General features: G+C 60.5%; 2 protein-coding genes. Both read left to right on the forward strand.

The window, feature by feature from the left end; genetic code table 11:
- Positions 1 to 69: 69 nt before the first annotated feature.
- Complete coding sequence (locus RCH15_RS19040) at positions 70 to 384, forward strand: transposase (RefSeq protein ID WP_326962215.1); 315 nt, start codon at positions 70 to 72, stop codon at positions 382 to 384.
- Positions 366 to 1238, forward strand: coding sequence for an IS3 family transposase (locus tag RCH15_RS19045; protein WP_326962216.1), 873 nt, complete (start codon positions 366 to 368; stop codon positions 1236 to 1238). The genes RCH15_RS19040 and RCH15_RS19045 overlap by 19 nt, the downstream gene beginning before the upstream one ends.
- Positions 1239 to 1267: the final 29 nt, after the last annotated feature.

Consider the following 1267-nt stretch of genomic DNA (forward strand, 5'->3'; position numbering starts at 1 on the left):
TGCTCCGGGTCCCTCTTGGTGGACCGGCTATATGTGAGAGGTGGATAGTGACTTCGAGGAGGTCATGAAATGCCTTTTGAATATCCTGCATCTGTCCGTCGTGGACTGAGCGAGCGTATGCGCCAGGGGGAAGCTGTCCTGGCGGTTCATGCCGAATCCGGGATCTGCTTGGGCACTCTTTACCGGTGGAAGCACCAGGCTCTGGTGGATGCGGGACTGACGGCGGGAACGCCGAGCACGCAGGCCCCGGACCTGCAGTCAGCTGCGAAAAGGATCCGGCAGCTTGAGGACGAGCTGGCCATCGTGAAGGCTGCCAGCGCCCTCTACGACGAGCAAGTGGTGGTGCCCCCAAAAGGAAGTTCGCGATCGTCGACGGGCTCGTAGCCCAGGGCTTCTCCGCCAGGCGTGCCTGCTGCACCGTCGCGCTGAACCGTTCGACGTACATTAAGCACCTTCGCTGCGAGCTCTCCATCCGGGCCATCAGACGACGCATCGTGGCCGACTATGTCGTCATGATTCACGGGCAGTCCGGCGGGACCTACGGTTGGCGCCGGATCCGTGCCGAGCTCCTGGATGAGTACGAAATGATCGTCAACCGCAAGCTCATCAAGGCTGTCATGCGGGAGCAACGAATTGCCGGGGTCCCGCGCATCAAGATTTTCCGCAATCCGCTGGCAGACAAACGCGTGGACGCGGATCTGGTCAAGAGGGTCTTCACGACCGACGGCCCCAACCGACTGTGGCTGACCGACGTCACCGAGCATCCGACCCGGGAGGGAAAGGTCTATTGCTGCGTGGTGCTCGATTGCTTCGCCCGGACAGCTGTGGGCCGTTCTTTCTCTACAATCAACGACACGGCGTTGGTGAGCCGGGCGGTCAGCCAGGCCCACCACAGCCGTGAACGCGACGGAGCCACGGTCATGCATTCGGATCACGGCACCAATTTCACATCCTGGGGATTCAGCGAAAACCTGCGCCACTGGAAACTCACCGCCTCGCTGGGAAGCGTGGGTGACTGCTACGACAACGCGGCCATGGAAACTTTCTGGGGGCGCATGCAGACGGAGCTGCTGGACCGGAAACGGACCTGGCAGACGGTCATCGAACTAGTGACGGCAATGAATGGTTGGCTCGATTTCTACAACGGCAAACGCCGGCACAGCTACACCGGCTATATGAGCCCGGACGCCTACGAAGTACTCTGGAACGACATCAACAATCCGCTCCTTTTCACATAAGAACGGTGGAACAACCGGGACCCCTATCA

Origin of the sequence: Arthrobacter sp. MP_M4 (genome assembly GCF_035984855.1) — a bacterium.
Classification (GTDB): domain Bacteria; phylum Actinomycetota; class Actinomycetes; order Actinomycetales; family Micrococcaceae; genus Arthrobacter.

Bases quoted from the DNA above. Each gene is read 5' to 3' on its own strand.
- RCH15_RS19040 (WP_326962215.1), top strand. From the start codon at position 70: ATGCCTTTTGAATATCCTGCATCTGTCCGTCGTGGACTGAGCGAGCGT.